22 protein-coding genes are annotated in these 24,832 nt (G+C 64.3%); 16 read left to right on the plus strand and 6 right to left on the minus strand.

The genetic code is table 11. From position 1 onward, the window contains the following. Nucleotides 1-161: 161 nt before the first annotated feature. Together AC1VWL_RS02485 and AC1VWL_RS02490 are read left to right on the plus strand one after the other, a co-directional pair. A complete protein-coding gene (locus AC1VWL_RS02485; protein WP_482985623.1) occupies nt 162-881 on the plus strand; it encodes a 2OG-Fe(II) oxygenase in 720 nt (239 codons plus the stop codon). A gap of 65 nt (nt 882-946) precedes the next feature. Then, nucleotides 947-1,300, plus strand: coding sequence for a hypothetical protein (locus AC1VWL_RS02490; protein WP_482985624.1), 354 nt, complete (start codon nt 947-949; stop codon nt 1,298-1,300). A 593-nt stretch (nt 1,301-1,893) separates the two neighbouring features. Here AC1VWL_RS02490 and AC1VWL_RS02495 read toward each other — a convergent pair. Genes AC1VWL_RS02495 through coaBC form a run of 3 tightly spaced genes read right to left on the minus strand, consistent with a single transcriptional unit; the run spans nt 1,894 to nt 5,966 of the window. After that, nucleotides 1,894-4,245, minus strand: coding sequence for a phosphomannomutase/phosphoglucomutase (locus tag AC1VWL_RS02495; protein WP_482985625.1), 2,352 nt, complete (start codon nt 4,243-4,245; stop codon nt 1,894-1,896). A 15-nt stretch (nt 4,246-4,260) separates the two neighbouring features. Further along, on the minus strand, nt 4,261-4,728 hold the full coding sequence (dut, locus tag AC1VWL_RS02500; RefSeq protein ID WP_282272235.1) for a dUTP diphosphatase: 468 nt from the start codon (nt 4,726-4,728) through the stop codon (nt 4,261-4,263). Then, entirely contained in the window at nt 4,725-5,966 is a 1,242-nt protein-coding gene (gene coaBC / locus AC1VWL_RS02505) for a bifunctional phosphopantothenoylcysteine decarboxylase/phosphopantothenate--cysteine ligase CoaBC (protein WP_482985626.1), read from the minus strand. The genes dut and coaBC overlap by 4 nt, the downstream gene beginning before the upstream one ends. Before the next feature lie 97 nt (nt 5,967-6,063). On the opposite strand from coaBC, the gene radC reads away from it, so the two are divergent. The 7 genes from radC to AC1VWL_RS02540 all read left to right on the plus strand — a co-directional run bounded on the left by radC (nt 6,064) and on the right by AC1VWL_RS02540 (nt 15,027). Further along, entirely contained in the window at nt 6,064-6,738 is a 675-nt protein-coding gene (gene radC, locus AC1VWL_RS02510; protein WP_481533166.1) for a RadC family protein, read from the plus strand. 196 nt (nt 6,739-6,934) lie between these two features. Continuing rightward, nucleotides 6,935-8,623 (plus strand): arginine--tRNA ligase, encoded by a 1,689-nt coding sequence (argS, locus tag AC1VWL_RS02515; protein ID WP_482985627.1) that lies wholly within the window; start codon nt 6,935-6,937, stop codon nt 8,621-8,623. A gap of 21 nt (nt 8,624-8,644) precedes the next feature. Then, nucleotides 8,645-9,529, plus strand: a complete 885-nt coding sequence (locus tag AC1VWL_RS02520; protein WP_482985628.1) for an SPOR domain-containing protein — start codon at nt 8,645-8,647, stop codon at nt 9,527-9,529. A gap of 662 nt (nt 9,530-10,191) precedes the next feature. Continuing rightward, nucleotides 10,192-10,944 carry an SDR family NAD(P)-dependent oxidoreductase gene (locus tag AC1VWL_RS02525; RefSeq protein ID WP_482985629.1) on the plus strand — a complete coding sequence of 251 codons (753 nt, stop codon included), beginning with the start codon at nt 10,192-10,194 and terminating at the stop codon, nt 10,942-10,944. Nucleotides 10,945-11,401: 457 nt separating this feature from the next. After that, on the plus strand, nt 11,402-12,442 hold the full coding sequence (locus AC1VWL_RS02530) for a helix-turn-helix transcriptional regulator (RefSeq protein ID WP_482985630.1): 1,041 nt from the start codon (nt 11,402-11,404) through the stop codon (nt 12,440-12,442). A 56-nt stretch (nt 12,443-12,498) separates the two neighbouring features. Next, nucleotides 12,499-14,106, plus strand: a complete 1,608-nt coding sequence (locus tag AC1VWL_RS02535) for a hypothetical protein (RefSeq protein WP_482985631.1) — start codon at nt 12,499-12,501, stop codon at nt 14,104-14,106. 24 nt (nt 14,107-14,130) lie between these two features. Further along, a complete protein-coding gene (locus AC1VWL_RS02540; RefSeq protein ID WP_482985632.1) occupies nt 14,131-15,027 on the plus strand; it encodes a hypothetical protein in 897 nt (298 codons plus the stop codon). 346 nt (nt 15,028-15,373) lie between these two features. On the opposite strand, the gene AC1VWL_RS02545 is transcribed toward AC1VWL_RS02540, so the two are convergent. Next, on the minus strand, nt 15,374-15,814 hold the full coding sequence (locus tag AC1VWL_RS02545; RefSeq protein WP_482985633.1) for a PepSY domain-containing protein: 441 nt from the start codon (nt 15,812-15,814) through the stop codon (nt 15,374-15,376). Nucleotides 15,815-15,934: 120 nt separating this feature from the next. Between AC1VWL_RS02545 and AC1VWL_RS02550 the strand changes: the two genes are divergently transcribed. Genes AC1VWL_RS02550 through AC1VWL_RS02560 form a run of 3 tightly spaced genes read left to right on the plus strand, consistent with a single transcriptional unit; the run spans nt 15,935 to nt 18,230 of the window. Further along, complete coding sequence (locus AC1VWL_RS02550; protein WP_482985634.1) at nt 15,935-16,243, plus strand: PepSY domain-containing protein; 309 nt, start codon at nt 15,935-15,937, stop codon at nt 16,241-16,243. Next, on the plus strand, nt 16,243-16,905 hold the full coding sequence (locus AC1VWL_RS02555) for a response regulator transcription factor (RefSeq protein WP_482985635.1): 663 nt from the start codon (nt 16,243-16,245) through the stop codon (nt 16,903-16,905). The genes AC1VWL_RS02550 and AC1VWL_RS02555 overlap by 1 nt, the downstream gene beginning before the upstream one ends. Next, nucleotides 16,902-18,230 carry a sensor histidine kinase gene (locus tag AC1VWL_RS02560; RefSeq protein WP_482985636.1) on the plus strand — a complete coding sequence of 443 codons (1,329 nt, stop codon included), beginning with the start codon at nt 16,902-16,904 and terminating at the stop codon, nt 18,228-18,230. The genes AC1VWL_RS02555 and AC1VWL_RS02560 overlap by 4 nt, the downstream gene beginning before the upstream one ends. 85 nt (nt 18,231-18,315) lie before the next feature. Here the strand turns inward: AC1VWL_RS02560 and speA are convergent, their stop codons facing one another. Beyond that, on the minus strand, nt 18,316-20,205 hold the full coding sequence (gene speA, locus AC1VWL_RS02565) for an arginine decarboxylase (RefSeq protein ID WP_482985637.1): 1,890 nt from the start codon (nt 20,203-20,205) through the stop codon (nt 18,316-18,318). Between the two features lie 263 nt (nt 20,206-20,468). Between speA and speE the strand changes: the two genes are divergently transcribed. Beyond that, complete coding sequence (gene speE / locus AC1VWL_RS02570; protein ID WP_282267936.1) at nt 20,469-21,326, plus strand: polyamine aminopropyltransferase; 858 nt, start codon at nt 20,469-20,471, stop codon at nt 21,324-21,326. A gap of 266 nt (nt 21,327-21,592) precedes the next feature. Further along, a complete protein-coding gene (locus AC1VWL_RS02575; protein WP_482985638.1) occupies nt 21,593-22,249 on the plus strand; it encodes an RIO1 family regulatory kinase/ATPase domain-containing protein in 657 nt (218 codons plus the stop codon). A 152-nt stretch (nt 22,250-22,401) separates the two neighbouring features. On the opposite strand, the gene AC1VWL_RS02580 is transcribed toward AC1VWL_RS02575, so the two are convergent. After that, nucleotides 22,402-22,740, minus strand: coding sequence for a P-II family nitrogen regulator (locus tag AC1VWL_RS02580; RefSeq protein WP_057628415.1), 339 nt, complete (start codon nt 22,738-22,740; stop codon nt 22,402-22,404). 156 nt (nt 22,741-22,896) lie between these two features. Here AC1VWL_RS02580 and ubiK point away from each other — a divergent pair, with 156 nt between their 5' ends. After that, nucleotides 22,897-23,154 (plus strand): ubiquinone biosynthesis accessory factor UbiK, encoded by a 258-nt coding sequence (ubiK, locus tag AC1VWL_RS02585; RefSeq protein ID WP_482985639.1) that lies wholly within the window; start codon nt 22,897-22,899, stop codon nt 23,152-23,154. Between the two features lie 10 nt (nt 23,155-23,164). Continuing rightward, nucleotides 23,165-24,679 carry a YifB family Mg chelatase-like AAA ATPase gene (locus tag AC1VWL_RS02590; RefSeq protein ID WP_482985640.1) on the plus strand — a complete coding sequence of 505 codons (1,515 nt, stop codon included), beginning with the start codon at nt 23,165-23,167 and terminating at the stop codon, nt 24,677-24,679. Nucleotides 24,680-24,832 lie beyond the last annotated feature (153 nt).

Consider the following 24,832-nt stretch of genomic DNA (forward strand, 5'->3'; position numbering starts at 1 on the left):
GAGCCATGCTCGGCAGGGGCACTACCGGTACAGCCCCACTGCCGAGCATGGCTCGGCACTACCTCGGCATTGCTCGGAAAACCTCTGCCGAGCATGGCTCGGCACTACACATGCGGGTCGCTTCAGGCCACCATCGGCGGACATGCACTGCGAGGCTGCCGATGACTGCTGTTGATTTCATTGAGGTCTACGACAACGCCCTGTCCGCCGACGACTGCGCGGTCATCGTCGAACGTCTGCGCCACAGCACCCAGCTCAAACCCGGCCAGGTTGGCAGCGGCGTGTTCCCCGAACTCAAACGCAGCCACGATCTGCGCATCAGCGGTAACGACGGCTGGCGCGATGTCGAACAGCGCCTGCAGCAGGCGGTGTTCAACGGCATGCTGCAGTACCTACGGCGTTATCCACAGGTGCTGATTTCGCCCTTGATGCTGCAGGTACCCGATGCGCAAGGCCAAGCGCGCCGCCTGAGCGCAGATGATTTCCAGGGTATGGACGATGCCGCGCTATCCGAACTCGCGCGCACCTGCCTGCGTCCTGGCGCGATCAACCTGCAGTGGTATACGGCGGGCGAGGGCGGCTACCCCTACTGGCATTGCGAGCTGTTCCCACGCGACCCCGGCGGCGAAACCCTGCACCGGCACCTGTTGTGGACGCTGTACCTCAACGATGGATTCGCAGAAGGCGAAACCGAATTCCTGTTCCAGCAACGCAAGGTTGTGCCGCGCACCGGCAGCCTGTTGATTGCGCCTACCGCATTCACCCATACCCATCGCGGCAATCGCCCGCAGGGTGGGGACAAGTTCATCGCCACGAGTTGGATCTTGTTCCAGTCAGCGCAGCGTTTATATGGCGAGCCGACAGGAACCGGTGGGACATGAGATTCCTCCCGCTTGCTCTGACTTCTCTGTTGCTGTCAGCCTGCGCTTGTCCGCCGGCGCCAGCGATGAAACAGGCCGCACCTGCGGTCAACAGCTTTTGTGAGCGCCACATCGGTGTTCCTCAACCCGTTTCCCTCGGCGAGCTCCTCACAAACGGCCAGGAGTACGAAGGGCGTGCTGTCTCTGTTTCGGGGTATTACTCACATGGCTTCGAATACTCCGCGCTGTATTCGGATGCAGGCGTTGATATCTACGCGCGTGATTACACCAAAGGCATTTGGATTGATGGCCTTTCACCTCTCCAAGCCGACCCGGAAACTCATGTACTTCTAACAGGTGTCTACACAAAAAAAACAGGAGGTCATTTGGATAAATGGCCAGGCAGTCTCTGCGTTGTGCAGGTACGACCTGCATCCTGAGCAGTGCGTTTTGGTAGACCGGAGCCATGCTCCGCTGGGACGTTAGGAGTGACCAATGTGGGAGCGGCGTCAGCCGCGAAGCTGATGATCAATCCAAGCTGGAGATACTGGCAACTTCATTGCTATCGGCTTCGCGGCTCACGCCGCTCCTACAAGCTGCATCACGCTCGGCTGGAGCTTTACCGGCTGGCCAACCGCTGTAGGAGCGGCGTCAGCCGCGAAGCTGGTGAAACAACAGGCGTTCGTTGATCTGAGATTGCTGGATACGGAAGCCACTGTGGCTTCGCGGCTGACGCCGCTCCCACAGGCAAGCGCAAGCAGAAGCAACGGCAACCCCTCCCCGGCCCTCCCCTTGGCTGCGCCAAAGGGAGGGAGACAGGCGGCTGCGCTTCGATCTGACAGGCTGCGCGCACTACACCCCCTCCCTTTGGCGCAGCCAAGGGGAGGGTTGGGGAGGGGTGCTTTTCGCTGCAGTCCAAAGCCCTCCAACAAAACTTGCTATGCAAGAAAGCAACTGACGAATGGCGGAGGTCCAGAAAACAAAAAGCCGCCCACGCGATGCGTGGACGGCTCTTGCAGAACGACACCGCCGATCAGAACCCCAGCTCAGTCCCCACCGGCAACACCTGCAGCAACTGCTCGCGGAACACGCCCTTGATCCGCTCCAGCGCCGCTTCATCATTGGCCTCAAAACGCAGCACCAGCACCGGCGTGGTGTTGGAGGCACGCACCAGACCCCAGCCATCGCTGAAGTCGGCACGCAGGCCGTCGATCGTCGAGATGCGCGCGCCTGCGAACGGCGAGTCCTCAACCTGCGCTGCAGCCACGATCAAGGCCACCTGCGCATGCTGCGTGCCCTCTTCCACCGCCACCTTCAACTCCGGCGTGGAGATCGCATCCGGCAACTCGTTCAATACCTCGGACGGTTCTTCATCACGCTGCGCCAGAATCTCCAGCAGGCGTGCCGCCGCATACAGGCCATCATCAAAGCCGTACCAGCGTTCCTTGAAGAAGAAGTGGCCGCTCATCTCGCCCGCCAGCTCGGCATCGGTCTCGCGCATCTTGGCCTTGACCAGCGAATGCCCGGTCTTCCACATCATCGGGCTGCCGCCGTTGCGCAGAATGTAATCGGACAACTTGCCGGTGCACTTCACGTCGTAGATGACCATCGCGCCGGGGTTGCGCGCCAGCACATCGGCGGCGAACAGCATCAGCAGACGGTCGGCGAAGATGATCTTGCCGTCCTTGGTGACCACGCCGAGGCGGTCGCCATCACCATCGAAGGCCACGCCCAGGTCCGCGTCGAAGCGCTTGACCATCTGCACCAGGTCTTCGAGGTTGTGCGGGTCGCTGGGGTCCGGGTGGTGGTTGGGGAAGTCGCCATCCACTTCGCAGTACAGCGGGATCACCTCGGCACCAATGGCTTCCAGCAACTGCGGCGCCACTGCGCCGGCCACGCCATTGCCGGCATCGGCAACGACCTTGAGCGGACGATCCAGCTGCACGTCATCGGCGATGCGCTGCACGTAGTCGCTGATGACCTCACGTTGCTGCAGGCTGCCTTCGTTGTCGGCATGCTGCAGGCGGCCTTCCTGGATGCGCTTGTACAGGTCGGTGATGGCGTCGCCGGACAGCGTCTCGCCACCGATGACGATCTTGAAACCGTTGTAGTCCGGCGGGTTGTGGCTGCCGGTAACCGCCACGCAGCTGCCAGCGCGCAGGTGATAACTGGCGAAATACACCACCGGCGTCGGTGCCATGCCGATATCGATCACATCGCAACCAGCGCGGCGCAGGCCGGTGATCAAGGCATCGGCCAGCTCCGGCCCGGACAGACGACCATCGCGGCCCACCACCACATCGCGCAAACCCTGCGCCTGCATTTCGCTGCCGATGGCCTGGCCAATCAGCGTGGCGACATTGGCATTCAACTCGGCACCAAGCACACCGCGGATGTCGTAGGCACGGAATATGACCGGCAGGACCGCGTCCGCACCCGGCTCGACGCGCGCCGGCGGCGCATCAGCAGCGCGCGCATTGGCCGAGGCCGGCAGCGGTTGCGGGTCCTGCTCCAGCGCTTCCTGCAGGGTCGGGCCGCTATCGTCGGCTTGCACGGCGCTCCTGCGCAGGACGGGTAGATTCGCCAAGCGCTTGCGGCCCAGCAACAACAGCAACGCAATCGCCACCAGCAACAACGCCACGATACCGCTTGGAATCACTCCCAGGCCCATCAAGCCGGCGCTGGCATCCGGCAGCTCAGCGACAACGCGCAGGCCGGTATCGCCGACCGGGCGCGCCAGTGCATCGGCACTGTTACCCAGATCGGTGGCGCCCTTCTGGACGATGGTGAAACCACCCTGGCGCAACCCGAGAAAGGCGCTGTTCGGCGAATCGATGCCATCAAACACGGAGGTCAGCCGGGTCAGCGGCTGACGGATGTAGATCACCGCCGGTTTGCCCTGCAACAGCACCGGTGCGGCCAGGCCCAGCCTCGGGCTACCACCATCGCGGACCACCAGCGCTACCGGCTGGCCGGTGGCCATGGCCTGTTCCAGCAGTGCCAGTCGCGAGTAGCCGAACGCCGCCGGATCGGCATACGCCTCGGTCAGGCTGGCGTCGAGAACCTGCGCGTCTTCCACCCCGGTCCACTTGTCACGTACCGCCAAGGCGACGGCAGCTGCATCACCGCTGGCCAGCGCGGCCTTGACCGGCTCCAATGCCAGCTGCTTGCCGAACTGCGCAGTCTGCGTAGCCAGCGCCTGCTGCACGCCAGCCACGGCCTGATCGCGGGATTGCTCAAGCCCGGCACTGGTACCGGACTGCATCCATTGATCTACCGCACTCCAGCCGAACCAGGCGGCCAACAACAGCAGCAGTAACGCCAGCAGTGGCGTTGATCGACCCAGCGCTGGACGTGGCCGCCCGCTCTCATTCCCTTGGCTCATCGTGCGTTCCCCCTGTCAGCGCACCCCGGTGTGGCCGAATCCACCCGTTCCACGTGCACTGTCGATGAAAGTATCTACTACCTGCAACGTCACCCGTGCAATCGGCATCACCACCAACTGCGCGATCCGGTCGCCCGGTTCAATGGTGAAGGCGTCGCGGCCTCGGTTCCACACACTGATCAGCAGTGGCCCCTGGTAATCGGCGTCGATCAGGCCGGTGCCATTGCCCAGCACGATGCCGTGGCGGTGGCCCAGCCCGGAGCGCGGCAGAACCACCGCACACAGGCCAGGATCGGCGATATGGATCGCGATGCCGCTAGGCAGCAGGGCCGCATCGCCGGGCTCCAGCGTCAGCGCCGCTTCGGTCGCCGCGCGCAGGTCCATGCCGGCGCTGGCCTCGGTGGCGTAGGCCGGCAGCGGCCAGCTGTCGCCGAAGCGCGGGTCCAGCAATTTCACCTGCAAGGGCTGCAGTCCATTACTCATGCGTCCAACCTCTCGGCAATCAAATCCAGTAATTGTTCGGCCAGCTGGGTCTTGGCGGTGCCCGGGAATTCGCGCAGGCCGCCGTTCCAATAGGCCACGGCTGCGTTCTGGTCGCTCTCGAAACCATTGCCAGCGATACCGACCTGGTTGGCGATGATCAGGTCCAGGTGCTTGTCGGCCAGCTTGCCGCGTGCGTACTTCTCCACATCGTGGGTTTCGGCGGCGAAGCCCACCACCAGCTTCAAGGCCTGCTCCTGCACGGCCACTTCGGCCAGGATGTCGGCGGTGCGCACCAGTTCCAGGGTCAGGGTCTGGCTGCCGGCGGTCTTCTTCAGCTTCTGCGGCGAGACCTGGCGCGGCGTGTAATCGGCCACGGCGGCCGCGCCAATGTAGATATCGGCTGGCAAGGCACCGAGTACGGCCTCACGCATCTGCGCGGCCGAGCGCACGTCGATGCGCTGCACACCGGCCGGCGTGGCCAGCTGTACCGGTCCGCTGACCAGCACCACCTGCGCGCCCTGGCGGGCGGCGGCGGCGGCCAGGGCATAGCCCATCTTGCCGCTGCTGCGGTTGCCGACATAGCGCACCGGGTCCAGATCTTCGTAGGTGGGACCGGCGCTGATGAGCACGCGCATGCCGTTCAGGCGGCCCGGCTTGGCCGGGGCCTGCGGGGCCAGGTTGCCGGCAAGCGCAGCAATGATGGTTGGTGCTTCACTGACCCGACCCGGGCCGGATTCACCTTCGGCCAGCGGGCCGTCCTCCGGCCCGATCACCTGCACGCCGCGCTCGCGCAGCAGTGCCATGTTGGCCTGGGTAGCCGGATGCAGCCACATGCGGTGATTCATTGCCGGGCACACGGTCAGCGGCGCGGTACTGGCCAGACACAGCGTGGTCACCAGGTCGTCGGCATTGCCGTGCGCCAGCCGCGCCAGCAGGTCGGCCGTGGCCGGGGCGATGAGGATGCGGTCGGCCCAGCGCGCCAGTTCAATATGGCCCATGGCCTGCTCGGCGGCGCTGTCCCACAGCGTGGTCCGGGTGGGATGGCCCGAAAGCGCCTGGAAGCTCAGCGGAGTGACGAACTGCTGCGCACCAGCCGTCATCGCCACCTGCACGGTGGCGCCGGCATCACGCAGCCGACGCACCAGCTCCAGCGACTTGTACGCAGCGATGCCACCGCCTACGCATAGCAGCAGCTTCTGTCCTTCCAAGGGGCGGGAAGTGGGGGAAACGGCGGTCACGGATGGGGATTCCTAGGTACAGAAGAAGGGTTAGCTTAACCGAAGGCTTTGTTACGCCTGATCCAGTTTTTGGCAAATGGCGGTGAATCTGCCACTCATGCATATCCGTGATTGGCCCAGCGCTGAACGCCCGCGCGAAAAACTGCTGGCACGTGGCGCAGCCGCACTTTCCGACGCTGAACTGCTGGCGATTTTCCTCGGCTCGGGCCTGCGCGGGCGCGATGCGGTACAGACCGCGCGCGAGCTGCTGCATGCGCACGGCCCGCTGCGGGCACTGCTGGACCGCAGCGCACCGCAACTGGCCAGATTGCCGGGGCTGGGTCCTGCCCGCGCCTGCCAGCTCAGCGCCGCGATGGAACTGGGCCGGCGCCATCTGGCCGCCGGGCTGGAGCGCGGCGATGCGCTGACCGACCCAGCCGCTGCCGGCCGCTACTTCGCCCAGCGCCTGCGCCACCGCCCGCAGGAGGTGTTCGCCGTGCTGTTCATGGACAACCGCCACCGGGCCTTGGCCTTTGAAGAGTTATCCACAGGGACGGTAGACAGCGCCGAAGTACATCCGCGTGAGGTCGTCCGCCAGGCCTTGGCCCACAACGCTGCGGCGGTGATCGTCGGCCACAACCACCCGTCCGGGAATCCTGAACCGTCGGCGGCCGACCGCGCCATCACCGCACGGCTGCAGCAGGCCTTGGCGCTGGTGGATATCCGCCTGCTCGACCATTTCGTGGTCGGTGACGGCGCGCCAGTGTCGCTGGCCGCGCGGGGCTGGGTCTGAACGCCTCAGCCTGAACCCCCTCCGGCCTACCCCGGCCCCCAGATCTGTCCGGTCGGACACCGGAATCCCCCTTGAACGCTGGTCGCCACAGCTTTTCTGTTTTTTTGACATTGCTGACCCCGGCAGGCCTGCCGCGGGCGGCCTCGTCGCAGGTCAGGTAAAATGGTCAGTTCCGCGCTTCAAGCAGAATAGTCACGTGAAAGCCCAACTCCGCGCCCTCATCGGCCAAGGCATCGAAGCCTTGCGCGCCAACGGCACCTTGCCTGCCGACACCCTGCCGCCGGATTTCGTGGTCGAGCGACCCAAGACCCGCGAACACGGTGATTTCGCCACCAATGCCGCCATGCTGTTGGCCAAGGCCGCGCGCAGCAATCCGCGCGCCGTTGCGCAGGCGCTGCTTGCCGCATTGCCGGCCAGCGACGACATCGTCAATGTCGAGATCGCCGGCCCTGGCTTCATCAATTTCAAACTCTCGCCGGTGGCTTACCAGCGCGAAGTGGTCAGCGTGCTCAAGGAAGCCGACGATTACGGCCGCAACCTGAGCGGCAACGGCCGCAGCGTCGGCGTCGAATACGTGTCGGCCAACCCGACCGGTCCGCTGCATGTCGGCCACGGCCGCGCCGGTGCGATCGGCGATTGCATTGCCCGCGTGCTGGAAGCCAACGGCTGGAACGCCAAGCGTGAGTTCTATTACAACGACGCCGGCGTGCAGATCGAAAACCTGGCCAAATCGGTGCAGGCGCGTGCACGTGGCTTCAAGCCGGGCGACGAGCAGTGGCCGGCCGAAGCCTATAACGGTGAATACATCGGCGACGTGGCCAAGGCCTACCTGCTGGGTGAGACCGTGGACCTTGAGGGCAGCCAGGTCGTCGGCGCCAAGGATGCTGAGAACCTGGAGGAAGTCCGCCGCTTCGCCGTTGCCTACCTGCGCAACGAGCAGAACCTGGACCTGGCCGCATTCGGCGTGGATTTCGATATCTACTTCCTGGAAAGCTCGCTGTACAAGGACGGCAAGGTCGCCGAGACCGTGCAGCAGCTGATCAGCTCCGGCCACACCTACGAGGAAGGCGGCGCGCTGTGGCTGCGCTCCACCGATTTCGGTGACGACAAGGACCGCGTGATGCGCAAGTCCGACGGAACGTTCACCTACTTCCTGCCGGACGTGGCTTATCACCTGAGCAAGTGGCAGCGCGGTTACGAACGCGCCATCACCGAACTCGGCGCCGACCACCACGGCTCGCTGGCGCGTGTGCGCGCCGGCCTGCAGGCGCTGGACCTGGGCATCCCCAAGGGCTGGCCGGAATACGTGCTGCACCAGATGGTGACGGTGATGCGCGGCGGCGAGGAAGTGAAGCTGTCCAAGCGTGCCGGCAGCTACCTGACCCTGCGTGACCTGATCGAGGAAGTGGGCAGCGATGCGGTGCGTTGGTTCCTGATCGCGCGCAAGCCCGACTCGCAGCTGACCTTCGACATCGACCTGGCCCGCCAGCAGAGCAGCGACAACCCGGTGTTCTATGTGCAGTACGCGCATGCCCGCGTGTGCTCGCTGCTGCGCCAGGCGCAGGAAAAGGGCCTGGACTACAAGCAGGCCGACGGTCTGGCCGCGCTGTCGCGCCTGGGCGACGACGCCTCGCTGGAACTGATGAACGAAATCTCGCGTTACCCGGAAGTGGTGGAAGCGGCCGGCATCGCGCTGGAACCGCACCAGATCGCGCAGTACCTGCGTGAATTGGCACACGCTTTCCACACGTGGTATCACGGCACCCCCGTGCTGGTGGATGATGCAGCCGAGCGCAACGCCAAACTCACCTTGGCCAGCGCCGCGCGGCAGACCCTGGCCAATGGCCTGAGCATCCTGGGCGTCAGTGCCCCGGAAAAGATGTAAACACCTGGAGACGCAGTAGACATGGCAGCACGACGCGGCAAAACCCAAGCCCGGCGCAACAACGACAATGGCACGCCCGGCTGGGTGTGGCTGGTTGCCGGCGTGGCGATTGCGGCGGTGGTGTTCCTGGCGGCGCCGAACCTGTTCAAGAAGGACGGCGACGGTTTCCTGCGCGTAGGCCCGCAACCCAACCCGGACGCACAGCCGGCACCGGTTGCTGACGCCGACGTCGACGCCGGGGTGGAATCGAACAAGCCAGCCACGCCTGCCGGTGCCAAGCCGGAGGAAAAGCCAGCCACCCAGTACGACTTCTATACCCTGCTGCCGGGCACGGAAGTACAGATGTCCGATGCCGAGCTGGCCGCCAGTGCCAAGGCCGAGGAACAGCGTCGTGCGGCTGCGGCCCGCGCTACTGCAGCAGCAACGCCAGCTACCCCTGCCACGCCGCCGACCGAGGCGCAGCGTGCACAAGCTGCGCTGGAAGGTCGTCCGTTGCCGGCACCGGTGAGCGAGACGGTTCGCCAACCAGCGCCGATCAGCGAAACGGCGGCACGTCCGGCGCAGGTTGCCAGCGTTACTCCAGCACCTGCGGCTACCGCACCAAAGCCCGCACCTGCTGCGGCTGCGCCAGCGGCGACTGTTGCAGCTGCCACACCGGCAGCAGCGACCGAGAATGTTCGCTACATCCTGCAGGCAGGTGCGTTTGGTGCGTCGGGTGATGCCGAATCGACCAAGGCCAAGCTCGCGATGATGGGCCTGGCGGCGCGGGTGGAATCGGCACAGATCAACGGCAACACCGTATACCGCGTGCGCATGGGCCCGTATGGCACCGCCAGCGAACTGGCCGAGGCCAAGGCCAAGCTCAACGGCACTGGCTTGCAGGCCATGGCGATCAAGGCGCAGTGAAGTCGCCTACGGCGGCTTCACCCCAAATTTTGTGAAACAAACTTTGGGCCCCGTGCCCGTTACACCCACAACCCCGCGCCTGTCGGCGCGCCCCCTTTAACTAAAGGGGGCTGTTGCGACTGACAGGTCGCTCGAAGCGCTTCTCAATCATTTAGGCCCTGACATCGTTTTGATGTTGGGGCTTTTTGTTGGTGCCGTTGTAGCGTCGGTACGTGCAGGCACCTGGGGCTTTGAGTGCGCGTTTGCTCGAGAGCTGGTTTCTCTTCCGCGGTTGATTTCCTGCGAAGAGCACCCCTCCCCAACCCTCCCCTGCGCCTGCGGCGCAAGGGAGGGAGCGAAGCGCGGCTTCGCTCCGCATCGCTGCGAGCTGGTCGATCGCACAGTCAGCCCCCTCCCTTGCGGCGCAGGGGAGGGTTGGGGAGGGGTGCTTTGGAGCTTGGCTTTGGCTCTTGGCTGTGGCTCTTGGCTTTGGCTCTTGGCTTTGGCTCTTGGCTTTGGCTCTTGGCTTTGGCTTTAGCTTTAGCCCTTCTCCCACCTGCGGGGGAAGGGTTGGGATGAGGGGGCGCTTTAGCTTTGGCCCTTGCTTGAGGCATCAACCTCCCCCCACACCCCCACCGCCGCAAAGTGCGAAAATCGGAATCCCCTGCCCCAAGGATTCCGCAATGTCCAAGACCGCTTTGATCACCGGCGCCACGTCCGGCTTCGGCGCCGCTGCTGTCCGTCGTTTTGCTGCGGCTGGCTGGAAAGTGATCGCCACCGGTCGTCGTGCCGAGCGCCTGCAGCCGCTGGTTGAAGAATTCGGCGCCGACAAGATCCACGCCGCCGCCTTCGACATCCGCGATGCCGCCGCAATGGAGGCCACTCTTGCAGCGTTGCCGCCGGCCTTCCGCGACATCGACCTGCTGGTCAACAACGCAGGTCTCGCCCAGGGCACCGCTGCAGCCCAGCACGCCAGCCTGGAAGATTGGCGCACGATGATCGACACCAACATCACCGCGCTGGTCACGCTGACCCATCACCTGCTGCCCAAGCTCGTAGAGCGCCGCGGTGCGATCATCAACATCAGCTCCACCGCCGCGCTCTACCCGTATCCAGGCGGCAATGCCTATGGCGGCACCAAGGCCTTCGTCAGCCAGTTCTCGCTGGGCCTGCGCTCGGACCTGCACGGCACCGGCGTGCGCGTGACCGCGATCGAGCCGGGCATGGCCGAAACCGAATTCACCCTGGTGCGTACGCACGGCAACCAGGCCGCATCCGATCAGCTGTACGGCGGCGCGAATCCGATGACCGCCGAAGACATCGCCGAGCAGATCTTCTGGGTGGCGACGCTGCCCGAACACCTCAACGTCAACCGCATCGAGTTGATGCCGGTGAGCCAGTCGTTCGCTGGCTTCCAGGTGGCCCGCCAGAGCTGACCATCCTTGGCGATCCAGCACCCCCACGAAGCCCCGGGATCGCAAAGATCCCGGGGCGTTTCATATGCGCCACGCCAGCGGATCTGCTGCAACACCGGACTAAACTTCCGCGCCGCCATGCCGATACCAAGGTGCAGTGCCAAACTGGATCAAGCGTCCCGCGCGGCCATGAAGGAAACATCACGCTGTCGCAGCAAGGAACAAAGGATTGCGTTTCATGGAAGTCACTTTCACACGTACCCGCTCCGCGCTTGTTGAACCGGCCTCGAGCCCTGCGCTTCGCACCAGCACAAGCACTGCCAGGCCGTCGCTGTTCAAGTGATGGCATCGCCACCACGCCGTGGTCCGGGAAGCACCGAAGCGACCGGCGACATGATCTGTCGCCACATGTCCGCAGGCTTGCCTGGTAGCTGCAGTAACCGACTGCCCATGCAGCCATCCCAACTGGTCAGAGCTGATGCCCGATAACGATCCCAAGGACCCTCTCGTACGCAACCTGGTGACGCTCGGGCTTATTCCACGCCATCGCGGCAAGACCACCCAGGAACTGCTGGCGGCATTGAAGGACCGTGGTTTCAACATCACCTTGCGCACCTTGCAACGTGACCTCAACGACAAGCTCAGCCGCCACTTCCCGATCATTCCCGTCGAGGACGGCAAAGTGGTGCGCTGGTGCTTCGACCGTGATGCCCATTTCAACCAGCCTGCACCCGATCCTGCCGAAGCGCTGGCCATGCACCTGGCCGAAGACCATCTGAAGCAGATCCTGCCGCCAGCTGTCCTGGCATCGCTGCAGCCGCAGTTCACCCAGGCACGGCAACATCTGCAATCGCTGGAGCACAACACCCTGAGCAACTGGGCACGCAGCGTGCGGGTACTACCCAATGGCAAGGCCTTGTTGCCAGCCGGGGTCGCACCGCAGGTATGGGAGCAGGTCGCCAACGCACTGCTGGAACGCCGCCAACTGCAGATTGCCTACCTGAGCAGGGTGAAGGGTGAGCCCAAGACCCTGCAACTTCACTGCAAGGGCCTGGTATCTCGCGGCCCAGTCACCTACCTGTTGGCCAACGTGGGTGACTACACCGACATCCGCCATTTCGCATTGCACCGGATCCAGTCCGCATCGGTCATGGATGCGCAAGCCCGGGACGAGGACTTCGATCTGGACGCCTATCTGCCGACGGCCGCTTTTACTCCCAGGCAGGGTACCGGCGTGGTGGAACTGGTTGCCGACGTCCACCCGCAGCTCGCGCAGACATTGCGCGAAACACCACTCAGGAAGGACCAGGTGTTGCAGCGGCTGCCCGATAGCGACTGGGAGCGGCTGTCCGCGCACGTCGCCGATGACCAGGAAACGCTGTGGTGGGTATTCGGCCTCGCTGAAAACATCCTCGTGCATGCACCCGAGTCCCTGCGCAGCCGCATCGAGGACAAGCTTGGCAGGACCGCCCGCATGTATGGGCTGGCGACCACCAGCACACCGCTGTCATCCCCTTGAATGCTGGACCGGAAGTTGCCAGCACCGCATCAACATGTGAGCAGACGAACCCGAGCATGAACACATCAGCCCCCAGCCAACTGGTCATCGAGATCGACGAGGAAGTCGCCGTTCTCATCGCCGAAATCAACGCCAGCCCCGGTGTGTCGTGCAGCGATTTCGCTGACAACCTGAAAGATGTCGTAATTGACTCGGTACTTGGCCCGTTTGGGCTGAGCAGGTCCATGTTCTCCGACAAGGATGGTGGCAGCATCACCACCGCACACAACTTCGAGGAAGCACTTGCAGACGGCAAGGAGCACCTGATCGCACCGCGTGATGCCGAACGCCTGCAATCGCTGAAGGAATCCCGCGAGAACCGGATCGATCGCAGCGCCGGCAACAAGCAGCAAGGCATCGCGCCGGGCAAGCACCATGCCTATGACCAGGCCTTGGAGCAAGCGATGCCGCTGAAATCCGCGACACCTGATACCAAGGATGCGTACACCGGCCGCGATATGAAGACGCCGTCGCGTGACCATGTAATCCCGGTTGGCGAGATTGAGCGCTCGGCCAAGGGACAGCTGGCACAGACGCCCGAAGAGCGCGTGCAGACCGCAACGCTCAAGGAAAACCTGGTCTGGACCGAGAAGTCCCTCAATTCGTCCAAGCAGGACAGTGACCTGATGCTCTGGGCCACCGCGGAGACGGCACCGTTGGCCGGAACCAATGATCGGCGCTACGGCATCGACATGGAGAAGGCACAGGAGATCTACGAAACATCGAAGAAGGCGGTGGAACGGAAGCAGAACCTGGCCATGCTCAGGAAGCAGTCAAAGGAGTTCCTGATCGAGGGCGGCTCGGAAGCCGGCAAGCTCGCCCTGCGGCAGATCCTGGGCATGATCCTGAAAGACCTGGCTTCCGGCCTGATCGACGACGTCAAACAACTGGTCCGCGATGGCTTCCAGAGCCTGAAACAGCTGGCCGAACTGCTGAAGGCCCGGCTGCTGGCAACCGCCAGTACGCTCAAGGAGAAATGGGCTGATTTCCTGAAGGAAGGCGGCATGGCCGGCTTCGCCGGACTGCTGTCCAACCTGATCACGCTGCTGATCAACAGCTTCGTGACCACGGCCAAGCGCATCGTGACCATCATCCGCGAATCCACCCTCGCCGTGATCCGTTCCATCAAGTTGATCGCGCTGCCGCCGGAAGGCATGAGCGGTAGCGATATCGCCATGGAAGTCCTCAAACTGCTCTCCGGCGGCCTGGTCACCGCGGCCACCTTGCTGCTGCAGGAATCGGTGGCCAAGGCAATCGAATCAATCCCGCTGCTGACGCCGTTTGCCCAGGATATCTCCTCGGTGCTGGTGGCCATCCTCAGCGGAACGATGGGCCTGCTCACCGTGCTTGCCTTCGACCGCCTGAAGGAACACATCGCATTCCAGAACAAGCAGCTGGCCGACGTGCATCGCGGCCATGCTGTTGCCCATCTCAAGATGAAACAGACGCTGATGATGTTCGACCATTCATATGCGCATGTGGTTGCCACCACCACCCAGATGCAGCTGGAGCTCTCCAGCACATGGATGGAGATCGAGGAATCCTCGCAACACGCCCACGTCGCAATCGATGGCTATGCGAGCGCCGTGGACAAACTGCGCTTGTTGGCCAAGCGCGCCCCGTAACCCGGCACTCATGCAAGCAGCTCAATGACTATCAGCACCGACGAAACCCATGCATCCGCCCGCAGCACTGCACTTGCCGCCCAGGAAGAATCGCTGAAGGCGCGGTTCATGGCACAGCGCTTCTTCAAGGAAATCGAGTCGCTTGAAGAAGAGATCAAGCAGTCAAAGAATCTCTCCCGTGCCATCGAGGAGCGCGGCATCTGGCAGCGTTTGACTTCCAGCACCGCCAAGGACCTGAGCGAGATCGCCAAGATCCAGGGCAACATCAACAAGCGCATGGTGGAGCTGATCCAGGAAACCATTCGCTTGAACATGCTCAGCTACGCCGGGCTTGTGGTGTTGATGAAGGAAATGCGCGCCGGCATCGATGGTGGCTTCAAGGATGCCAACGGCAACATCACCCGGCTTGGCAAAGAGGGTCGCGACCTGGCGGAAACGGCAACCAGCATCATCTCTGGAATCCTGGACAGCTCGCAGGACACCCAGGATCGGATCGACAGCAACGCGCAAGGCATCCAGGACCTTGTCAATCGCCTCGACGCAGAAGCGCAACTGGCAACCGTACGCAGCAACGCCCTCGATGCAACGATTGCAGCACTGTCCCAACGCAGCCAAGAGAACGACACACTCGACCAATGGCAGAACGAGGCACTTTCCAGCCTGCGAGCCGAGTTGCATGAGAAGCAGGAACTGGATACGTCGCGTGACGCCGTCATCGACAAACAAGCCGGCGAGCTCGCATCCCAGGCTCACCTCCTCAGCACGTTCGAACGCGCACTCATTGCGCAGCAATCGGCTAGCGAGCTGAAGTTCGCTACGCTGATGAAGGCGCATGTGCGGATGCGCACCACCTTCATTGCTCTATTTGCGCTTGCCTTGGGTTGGTTGTCGGCAGTCAGTTGGCACGTATTCCTGCGCTGAGCCGATGGTCCGGATGGCTCACGAACAAGCGCAGTGGGCCGGCGAAAGCACGCATGGCGACATGGATTGTCGCCAAGCTCGCCCAAGCTTGATCACCGCCCGGCGCATCCGATGCCCGGAACCTTCAGCAGAGTCAAAGGGAGCACGCATGTACAAATTCATTGGCGGCGTTGTTGTATACGGTTTCGCGCTGGTTGGCCTCGCCGTCTATCTGGACAGGGCGCACGGAGATGGCCGCTTGTTCGCCAATGACTGACAGGGAGAACGCGGCTGCCTGCAATCGCAGGCAGCACGGCCTTGTTCAGAGCGCATGGGTGGCACACTGCGGGTTCGGCCGAGGCCCAGCTCAGTCCAGCCAGCCATCACGCTCGCTGTGCAGGATGCGGCCATCGACGCCGCTCATGCGCACTTCCACGCGCTGGTTGCGGGCATTGCGCGCTTCCAGCTTCCAGGTGGCGCCATCGCGTTCCAGCGAATGGATCTCGCGCAGGCCAGCGGCGCCGGCACGGGCCAGGATCTGCTCGCTGTCCAACAGGGCGCGACCATCGTGTTCATCGAAGATCTCACCGGTCGCCGGGTCTACCCACACTTCGGCGAAGCGGCCATCAGCGCGCGCCACATCGGCCTCCCACAAGCCGTCGTCCTTCTCGATCTCGTGGATCTGGGTATAGCCGGCGGCACGCAGCTTCTGCTCGACCTCGGCCATGCCCAGCGACTTGGTCTGTGCATGGGCGCTGGTGCTCAATGCCGCGGCAATGGCGGCGGTGGCGAACAATGACTTCAACATGGGGGAGTTCCTTGAGTGCTGCCGGATCAGCCCGGCCCAAACAGTCTCCGCCGCCTGTCTAACAACACCCTAGCCAGCGCTGTTAGTCGATTGTTAGCCTGGCGAGGTATCAATAGCGCCATGTTTTCCTACCGCACCCTTGTCGCCCTCGCTGGCCTGTCCTTGCTGATGGCGGGCACGCCGCTGGCCATCGCCCACGGCCAGGACGCCGCACAGCAGACCGCGCGTCAGGCCTTGAAGCAGGGCCACTACGTGCCGCTGGAAAACATCGTGCGCGACGCGCTGAAGCGACACCCCGGCAAGCTGCTGGAAGTGGAACTCGACGACGGCATCTACGAAGTGGAGATCCTGCGCGCAGACGGCGTGGTCATCGAGCTCGACTATGATGCCCGCAGTGGCGCCCTGCTGAAGACCGAACTGGACGATTGATGCGGATCCTGTTGGCCGAAGATGACCTTGAACTGGCCAGCCGCCTGCAACCCTTGCTGGAGCAGGCCGGCTACGTGGTCAGCCACGTCAGCGACGGCCGTGAGGCCGAGGAACTCGGCCAGATCGAGGAACTGCAGGCAGCCATCGTCGACCTCGGCCTACCCGGCCTGGATGGGCTCAGCGTGATCGAGCGCTGGCGTGGCAATGGCCGCGATTTCCCGGTGCTGGTACTGACCGCACGCGGGCGCTGGCACGACAAGTTGGCCGGCTTCGATGCCGGCGCCGATGACTACCTGACCAAGCCCTTCCAGGCCGATGAGCTGATCCTGCGGCTGCGGGCGCTGATCCGCCGCAGCAACGGCCATGCGAGCGCGCAGCTGAGCTGTGGGCCGCTGCAACTGGAGATCAACGCCGGGCGCTTCCTGCTGGAGGGACAGCCACTGTCACTGAGCCCGCAGGAGTTTCGCCTGCTCAGCTATTTCATCCACCATCCGGGCAGCGTCGTCAGCCGCGAGCGGCTGGGCGAGCAGGTCTTCGACGGCGGCCATGATCCGGATTCCAATGCACTGGATGTGCTGCTGGGACGGCTGCGGCGCAAGCTTGGCGTGGACATGATCCAGACCGTGCGCGGCCAGGGCTGGCGCTTGGTCGCCTCGGCATGAAGACGCTGTCGCTGCGTGCACGCCTGCTGATGGCCGGCGGCCTGGGGCTGGTGCTGGTCTCGGTGCTGGCCGGTGTATTGCTTGGGCGCTTGTTCGAGCAGGCCGCGCGCGACAACCTGGACACGCAACTGGAGCAGGACCTGCTCACCGTATTGGCGCAGGCCGAGATCGACGCCAGCGGCAAGCTCACGCTGCGCCAGGAACCCAACGATGCCCGCTTCCAGCGGGTGTTCTCCGGCGCGTACTGGCAGATCGCCACGACCGATGGGCAGGTGTTGCTGCAGTCGCGCTCGTTGTGGGACGAGAGCCTGCAGCCACCGATCACAGACATTCCCACCCAGGCAAGCGGCGTGGACTTCAGCGGTCCCATGCGGCAGCCCCTGCGCGGCCTCACCCAACAGGTGCGTCTGCCACGCAGCCAGGCGCCATTGCAGGTCACCGTCGCCAGTGATCGCAGCCAGCTGGATGCCGATGTCGCCCGTTTCCGCCAGCGCTCAGCGCTGGCGATGGCGGTATTGATCGCGGCGTGGCTGGCCGTGCTGGTCAGCCAGGTGCAGTTCGGCCTGCGCCCACTGCGCGCGCTTGGCACGCGCGTGGAACAGGTCCGCCACGGCGATGCCGCACAGATCAGCAGCGAGGGGCTGGGGCGCGAAGTTGCGCCGCTGGCCGATGAACTCAACGCCCTGCTCGCGCATCACCAGCGTATGGTCAGTCGCGCGCGCAGCAGCGCGCAGGATCTGGCGCATGCGTTGAAGACACCGCTGAGCGTGCTGCATGCCGAGGCCGATGGCAGCGGCGAGCACTGGCGACAAACCTTGCGCGAGCAAAGCCGGCGCATGCAGGCAAGCATTGATCGCTACCTGGCCTCGGGCATGGCCGCAGACCGGCATCAACGCAGTGCTGTCGCGCCGGTCGCGCAATCGCTGTGCCGACTGATGCAGCGTGTGCACGGCGAGCGCGGCATTCACTTCGTCGCCGACGCCATCGATGCGCAGCTGTGCTTTGCCGGTGCGGTCGCCGACCTTGAGGAAATGCTCGGCAACCTGCTCGACAACGCTGGCCGCTGGGCAGCACATGAAGTGCGCATCCAGGCGCGTGCAGACAATCAGCAGGTGCTGATCGACGTCATCGACGACGGCCCGGGCTTGGCCGAGGAAGCGCTGCAACAGGTGCTGCAACGAGGCGTACGCCTGGACGAGCGCGACGGCAGCAGCGGGCTTGGGCTGGCGATTGTCGGCGACATCGTCAACAGCTACGGCGGCAGCTTGACCCTGCGCAATACCGGCAGCGGTCTGTGCGCCAGCCTGCAGCTGCCACGGGCCTGAGCGCACACCAGACCACGCAGCCAAAGAAAACGCCGCGCAGGCGGACCGGCGCGGCGTTCGCTGTTTCCCTGCATGGGCTGTTGGATCAGCCCAGCGGTTCGTCCGACAGGTAGGTGTAGCCGGTCAGGCCCGCTTCCAGCGCGGCATCCAGCTCCGCCGCGCGTTCTGCCGACAGATCGGCGGCGGCCACGCGCTCACGGTAGGCCGTGCGCAGGTCGTCCAGGCTGTAGCCCACGTAATCCAGCATCACGTCGGTGGTGTCACCACGACGCTGCTGGGTGATTACGTAGCCGTCGTCTTCCACCACCACTTCCACCGCATCGGTATCGCCGAACAGGTTGTGGATGTCGCCGAGGATTTCCTGGTAGGCACCCACCAGGAAGAAGCCGATGCGGTAACTCTCGCCATGACGCACCGCGTGCAGCGGCAGCGAGCTGTCCAGGCTTTCGTTCTCGACGTAGGTCTTGACCATGCCATCGGAATCGCAGGTCATGTCGGCGATCACGCCGCGACGCTCGGGGCGCTCGTTCAAGCGCTCGATCGGCACGATCGGGAACACCTGGTCGATCGCCCATGCATCCGGGATCGATTCGAACACGCTGAAGTTGACGAAGTACTTGTCGACCAGGCGGTCATTCAGTTCGTCCAGCGCCGGGCGATGGCTCTTTTCGTCATAGCTCAGGCGCGCACGCACGCCGTTGGCAATCGCGTAGAACAGGTCGTCGATGCGCGCACGCTGCGGCAGGTCGATCTGGCCCAGTGCGTAGGCGCTCAAACCCTCGGCATGGAAATGCTGGGCTTCCTGGAACAGTTCCACCGCCGGGCGCTGGTCGAGTTCCTCGTGGATCTCACGCAGGTGACGGATCGCCGCCGGCTCGTCGTCATGCGCTTCCGGCACGCGGCCTTCGGCTGCCTGCTCCACTTCCGACACGTTGGCGATCAGCACCGCGTGGTGCGCGGTCATTGCGCGGCCGCACTCGGTGATGATGCGCGGCGGGGTCAGGCCATGCGCTTCGCAGGCTTCGGCCAGCGGCTGCACGATGTTGCTGGCGTAGGCGTTGAGGCCGTAGTTGATCGAGCAGTAGCTGCGCGAACGGGTGCCTTCGTAATCGATGCCCAGGCCGCCGCCGACATCGACGTGGCTGATCCTGGCGCCCAGCTGCGACAGCTCGACGAAGTAACGGGTGGCTTCGCGCATGCCGTTGGCGATGTCGCGCACATTGCTGATCTGGCTGCCCATGTGGAAATGCAGCAGGTTCAGGCAATCGGCGTACTCGGTGTCACGCAGCGCTTTCCACAGGTCCAGCAGCTGGCGCGGGGACAGGCCGAACTTGGCCTTGTCGCCGCCGCTGTTCTGCCACTTGCCGGCGCCCAGCGAGGCAAGGCGCATGCGCACGCCCAAGCCCGGCTTCACGTCCAGTGCCTTGGATTCCTCCAGCACCAGCTTCAGCTCGGACGGCTTTTCGATGACGATATAGGTCTGCAGGCCGAGCTTGCGACCAATCAGGGCCAGGCGGATGTACTCGCGGTCCTTGTAGCCGTTGCAGACAATCAGCCCGCCCGGCCGGCTCAGCGCCAGTACCGCCATCAGCTCCGGCTTGGAACCGGCTTCCAGGCCGAAGCCCTCGCCGTGGTGGCTGGCCAGGGTGCCGGCCACGCCACGGTGCTGGTTCACCTTGATCGGGTAGACCGCGGTATAGCCGCCAGCGTAATCCCAGTCGGACTGGGCCTGGGCGAAGGCTGCCTGCAGCTTGCCCAGGCGCTGGCCGAGGATGTCCGGGAAGCGCACCAGCAACGGCAGTTTGGCGCCGGCGGCACGCGCCGAATCGACAACCTGCGGCAACGACACCGCCGCGCCCTGGGCGCCTGCAGGACGGACCACGACGTGCCCGGCGGCATCGACGTCGAAATAACCATCAGACCAGTGCGGAATCGAATAGGTCTTGCGGGCCTGTTCGAGGGACCAATCGCTCATCGGCGTAGCAACTCTCAGCTGTGGATAAATAAGGACGCGCATTCTAACGCTAGCGGGGCAAGGGTCCGTTACAATCCGCGCCCGCGCCTCCTCCCCTCTCCCCCCGGGAGAGGGGTCGGGGGTGAGGGTAAGCGTGAAACCTGAATATGTCAGGCTTCGCCCTTACCCTCATCCGCCCTTTCGGGGCATCCCCGCCTTCGCGGGGACAGGCTCTTCTCCCGCCCGCGGGAGAAGGGAAAAGTCCATTGCACCCAGGAATCATCATGACCTCCAACGAAAACTGGTTCATCGAACACTTCCAGCCGACCGGTTCGGCTATTGGTTTCCGCATCACCGGCAAGCTGGACGAGGTGCAGTCGCCGTTCCAGAAGATCGAGATCTACGACAGCACCGACTGGGGCAAGTTGATGGTCATCGACGGCGCCATGATGCTGACCACCAAGGACAATTTCTTCTACCACGAGATGATCAGCCACCCGGTGCTGTTCACCCACCCGGCGCCCAAGCGCGTGGTCATCATCGGCGGCGGCGACTGCGGCACCCTGCGCGAAGTGCTCAAGCACCCGGGCGTGGAGAGCGCCACCCAGTGCGATATCGACGAGCAGGTCACCCGCATGGCCGAGAAGTACTTCCCGGAACTGTGCGAATCCAACGGTGACGCCCGCGCCGAGCTGCTGTTCGACGACGGCGTGGCCTACATGGCCAACTGCGCCCCGGGCAGCGTGGACGTGGTGATCGTGGACTCCACCGACCCGGTCGGCCCGGCCGAAGGCCTGTTCAACAAGGCCTTCTTCGAAAGCTGCTTCCGCGCCCTGAAGGACGACGGCCTGCTGGTTCAGCAGAGCGAGTCGCCCTTGGCCCTGCTGGAGCTGATCAAGGACATGCGTTCGGAAATGGGCAAGGCCGGCTTCCAGTCGTTCAAGACCCTGCCGTTCCCGCAGCCGTGCTACCCGACCGGCTGGTGGTCGGTGACCGTGGCCAGCAAGCAGGCCGGTTTCGGCTTCGGCTTCCGCGAGGCCGATTCGGCCGCCAAGCCGTTCGACACCCTGTACTACACCGCCCCGCTGCACACCGGCGTGCTGGTCAGCCCGCCGTTCGTGGCCAAGGCCCTGGGCGAATAAGCCCGCTGCCAGCGCCGTGAATCGAACCCCGCGCCCGCAACGGCGCGGGGTTTTTCGTTTTCCGGCCATGACGCACACAGGCGCGCGTCACATCAGCCACGCCATCGCAACAATCATTTCCGTCACACGATTCCTACATTTTTTTTACATTCAGCAATTCATGGACTGTGCAGTTTTATAATTACCGCACATCCCCGCCCATTCGGGCACGTTAGACCGGCTTTGCAAGACGCTTTCCGCGCCATGCCCGCGTCAGGAAGGTTTTGATGAACACATTGCCCAGTTTCGACGGCGAACACGCGGTTGTTCCCGCCCACCATCTGCTCAAGCGCGGCGAGCGCCTGCTGGAGCCTGACGTCTACCGCACCGAACTGGACGGCCGCCCGGCCGTGGTCAAGGACTACCGCCGCTACCAGGGCACCCCCCTGTCGCCGGTGGCGCGCCTGCTGGTACGCCGCGAGGCCAAGGTGCTCAAGCGCCTGCAGGGTTGGAAGCACGCGCCGGCGCTGCTGGGCACCCTTGGCGGTCTGGCATTGGGCATGGAATTCATCCCAGGCGACACCTTGAGTGCCGGCGTGCAGGGCGTGAGCCAGGAAGTCTTCGACCAGCTGCAGAACGCCTTGGCGCGCCTGCATGCGGCCGGCATCACCCACAACGACCTGCACGGCACCAATGTGGTGGTCAGCGCCGGCGTGCCGGTATTGCTGGACTTCACCTCGGCGTTGCGGGCACCGCGCTGGCTGCGCAACTGGCCGATCTTCCGCCAGCTGCGCCGCAGCGACATGAAGAACCTGGTGAAGATGCGCCAGCGTTTGACCGGACTGAAGCCGTCCGCCGAGCAGGCCGCAGCGCTGGCCGAACCGGGCTGGGTGCAGGTGGTGCGTAATGCGTGGAAACGGCTTTATCGGCAGATCAAGGGCTAAAGCCTACCCCTCCCCAACCCTCCCCTTGGCTGCGCCAAAGGGAGGGAGCAGAGCTTGGCCCCCTCCCTTGCGCGTAGCGCAGGGGAGGGCTGGGGAGGGGTGCTCTAAAGCTCTAAAGCTTCAAAACCCCAAAGCCCCAAAGCCCACAAACCTCAAAGCGCATCCCCATCCAGCTCGCCGGTACGGATCCGCACCACGCTGCCCAGGTCATACACGAACACCTTGCCGTCGCCGATCTTGCCGGTGCCGGCGGCCTTGACGATGGCTTCCACCACCTCGTCGGCCTGCGCATCGGTCACCGCGACCTCGATCTTCACCTTCGGAAGGAAATCGACCACGTACTCGGCACCGCGATACAGCTCGGTGTGACCCTTCTGCCTGCCAAAGCCCTTGACCTCGGTGACGGTGATACCGGCCACGCCGCGTTCGGCAAGCGCCTCACGCACGTCGTCCAGCTTGAACGGCTTGACGATGGCCATGATCATCTTCATAGGTCGGCTCCTTGGGTGATGCCTGAAGCATACCGCGCAGGCTGACGTGCCACTAGCAAGCTTCCGGACTATCCTTACCATTGGCAATAACGGATACCGATGCCCGCAACCAACAGCCGCCCTCTAGGCTCGGCTCACCCCTGCGGAGAAACCCCAATGATCGACCTCAACCACATTGATGCGCTGGCCCGCCGCCTGAGCGACCTGGTGCCGCCGGGCCTGCGCGACTCGCGCGAAGAACTGCAGGCCACCTTCAAGAGCGCACTGCAGGCAGGGCTGGGCAAGCTGGACCTGGTCACCCGCGAAGAATTTGAAGTGCAGCGTGCCGTCCTGCTGCGCACCCGTGAAAAGCTCGACGCGCTGGAACACGCCGTCGCCGCCCTGGAAAGCCGCGCCACCGACAAGAACGCCTGAGCGCCGGGCGGTGAGCCTGGCGCTGGTGCACAGCCGCGCCCGCGCGGGTGTGCACGCACCGCTGGTGCAGGTGGAAGTGCACCTGTCCGGCGGCCTGCCCTTCACCCAGATCGTCGGCCTGCCCGAGGCCGCTGTGCGCGAATCACGCGACCGGGTGCGCGCCGCCATTCTCTGCGCGCAGTTCGACTATCCAGCGCGGCGCATCACCATCAATCTGGCACCGGCGGACCTGCCCAAGGAAGGCGGTCGCTTTGACCTGCCCATCGCCCTCGGCATCCTCGCTGCCAGCGGTCAGATCGACCGCAATGCCTTGGCCAACTACGAGTTCATCGGCGAGCTGGCACTGACCGGCGAATTGCGTGCGGTAGATGGTGCGTTGCCGGCCGCCATTTCAGCCGCCAACGCCCAGCGCTGTCTGATCGTGCCGCCGGGCAACGCCGGCGAAGCGGCACTGGCCCAGCACGCAGAAGTCAAAGTCGCACGCACCTTGCTGGAAGTGTGCGCAGCTTTGAACGGCAGCAAGCAGCTGCCCGATGCACAGGTACCGTCAACAGAACCGGCCGCGCCTGCTGACCTCAGCGATGTACGTGGTCAGCAACATGCGCGACGGGCCTTGGAGATTGCCGCAGCAGGCGGCCATCACTTGCTTCTGCTGGGCTCACCCGGCTGTGGCAAGACCCTGCTGGCCTCCCGTCTGCCCGGCATCCTGCCCGAGGCAAGCGAAGAAGAAGCGCTGGAATCCGCAGCCATCGCCTCGATCAGCGGGCGCGGCGTTGATCCGAGTCGCTGGCGGCAACGTCCCTATCGCTCGCCACACCACACTGCCAGCGCGGTTGCGCTGGTTGGTGGTGGCTCGCATCCGCGACCTGGCGAAATCTCTCTGGCGCACAACGGTGTGCTGTTCCTGGACGAGCTGCCGGAGTGGAACAGGCACGCATTGGAGGTCCTGCGCGAGCCACTGGAGTCCGGCACGGTCACTGTCTCACGCGCGGCACGCAGCATGGAGTTTCCGGCGCGATTCCAACTGGTCGCAGCAATGAACCCGTGTCCCTGCGGTTGGGCCGGCGACAGCAGTGGCCGCTGCCATTGTTCTGCGGAAAGCATCCGTCGCTATCGCGCGCGCATCTCCGGACCACTACTGGACCGCATCGACCTGCATCTGCAGGTGCCGCGGCTGGCACCCAGCGAGTTGCGAGGTGATGCCGCTATTGGTGAGAGCAGCGCCCAGGTGCGCGAGCGGGTGATGCGGGCAAGGGCGCGGCAACTGCAGCGTGCCGGCAAGGCCAACGCACATCTTGGCCAAACTGAAACCCTGCGGGACTGCGTGCTATCCGCCGCCGACAGCGACCTGCTGGAACAGGCGATGGAGCGATTGCAGCTGTCGGCACGCTCGATGCACCGGATCCTGCGGGTGGCGCGGACGCTTGCCGACCTTGCAGGGGAGCCTGGGATTCAACGGCTGCACCTGACCGAGGCGATTGGCTATCGGCAGTTGGATCGGGGTGAGGTTGGGGGTGAGGGGTAGGTTGCTGGGGGTTTTGTCGCTTGCTTGGAGCCACTGCAACAGCAAAGGCTTTACCCCTCCCCAGCCCTCCCCTGCGCTTCGCGCAAGGGAGGGGGCAGAGCTTGGCCCCCTCCCTTTGGCACAGCCAAGGGGAGGGCTGGGGAGGGGTCAGCT

This window comes from Stenotrophomonas sp. STEN063, from assembly GCF_056854515.1.

Coding starts and splice junctions, on each gene's coding strand:
- AC1VWL_RS02525 (WP_482985629.1), top strand. CDS start 10,192: ATGTCCAAGACCGCTTTGATCACCGGCGCCACGTCCGGCTTCGGCGCC.
- AC1VWL_RS02520 (WP_482985628.1), top strand. CDS start 8,645: ATGGCAGCACGACGCGGCAAAACCCAAGCCCGGCGCAACAACGACAAT.
- speE (WP_282267936.1), top strand. CDS start 20,469: ATGACCTCCAACGAAAACTGGTTCATCGAACACTTCCAGCCGACCGGT.
- AC1VWL_RS02495 (WP_482985625.1), bottom strand. CDS start 4,245: ATGAGCCAAGGGAATGAGAGCGGGCGGCCACGTCCAGCGCTGGGTCGA.
- AC1VWL_RS02580 (WP_057628415.1), bottom strand. CDS start 22,740: ATGAAGATGATCATGGCCATCGTCAAGCCGTTCAAGCTGGACGACGTG.
- AC1VWL_RS02485 (WP_482985623.1), top strand. CDS start 162: ATGACTGCTGTTGATTTCATTGAGGTCTACGACAACGCCCTGTCCGCC.
- dut (WP_282272235.1), bottom strand. CDS start 4,728: ATGAGTAATGGACTGCAGCCCTTGCAGGTGAAATTGCTGGACCCGCGC.
- AC1VWL_RS02535 (WP_482985631.1), top strand. CDS start 12,499: ATGAACACATCAGCCCCCAGCCAACTGGTCATCGAGATCGACGAGGAA.
- AC1VWL_RS02550 (WP_482985634.1), top strand. CDS start 15,935: ATGTTTTCCTACCGCACCCTTGTCGCCCTCGCTGGCCTGTCCTTGCTG.
- radC (WP_481533166.1), top strand. CDS start 6,064: ATGCATATCCGTGATTGGCCCAGCGCTGAACGCCCGCGCGAAAAACTG.
- AC1VWL_RS02530 (WP_482985630.1), top strand. CDS start 11,402: ATGCCCGATAACGATCCCAAGGACCCTCTCGTACGCAACCTGGTGACG.
- AC1VWL_RS02575 (WP_482985638.1), top strand. CDS start 21,593: ATGAACACATTGCCCAGTTTCGACGGCGAACACGCGGTTGTTCCCGCC.
- ubiK (WP_482985639.1), top strand. CDS start 22,897: ATGATCGACCTCAACCACATTGATGCGCTGGCCCGCCGCCTGAGCGAC.
- AC1VWL_RS02490 (WP_482985624.1), top strand. CDS start 947: ATGAAACAGGCCGCACCTGCGGTCAACAGCTTTTGTGAGCGCCACATC.
- AC1VWL_RS02545 (WP_482985633.1), bottom strand. CDS start 15,814: ATGTTGAAGTCATTGTTCGCCACCGCCGCCATTGCCGCGGCATTGAGC.
- AC1VWL_RS02560 (WP_482985636.1), top strand. CDS start 16,902: ATGAAGACGCTGTCGCTGCGTGCACGCCTGCTGATGGCCGGCGGCCTG.
- AC1VWL_RS02555 (WP_482985635.1), top strand. CDS start 16,243: ATGCGGATCCTGTTGGCCGAAGATGACCTTGAACTGGCCAGCCGCCTG.
- AC1VWL_RS02540 (WP_482985632.1), top strand. CDS start 14,131: ATGACTATCAGCACCGACGAAACCCATGCATCCGCCCGCAGCACTGCA.
- speA (WP_482985637.1), bottom strand. CDS start 20,205: ATGAGCGATTGGTCCCTCGAACAGGCCCGCAAGACCTATTCGATTCCG.